Origin of the sequence: Frankia sp. Mgl5 (assembly GCF_023242985.1) — a bacterium.
Taxonomy (GTDB): Bacteria; Actinomycetota; Actinomycetes; order Frankiales; family Frankiaceae; genus Parafrankia; species Parafrankia soli.
On sequence record NZ_JALKFY010000562.1, the window covers coordinates 1 to 338 of the forward strand.

The 338-nt window shown below is 55.3% G+C and carries 1 protein-coding gene; it reads left to right on the top strand.

The window, feature by feature from the left end:
• A partial coding sequence (locus tag MXD62_RS10635; protein ID WP_248829148.1) for an FAD-dependent oxidoreductase occupies positions 1 to 338 on the top strand: 338 nt, incomplete at both ends.

Here is a 338-nt window from a genome sequence, read left to right on the forward strand (position 1 = left end):
GAAGATGACAGACCGTGGACTGGTTGAGGTAGACAAACAAGGACGCACCAGCATTCAAAATGTGTACGCGATCGGGGATATCGTTGCTGGTCCGGCACTTGCCCACAAAGCGATGTACGAAGGAAAAGTGGCGGCGGAAGCGATTGCCGGCCTGCCTGCCGAAGTGGATTACAAAGCGATTCCGGCTGTTGTCTTCTCCGACCCGGAGATGGCCAGTGTGGGACTGGGTGAAAAAGAGGCAAAAGAGAAAGGCATCGATTACGTCTCAGGCCGTTTCTCCTTTGGCGCCAACGGTCGGGCTCTTTCCGTCAATGCAGGAGAAGGCTTCGTGAAGCTGG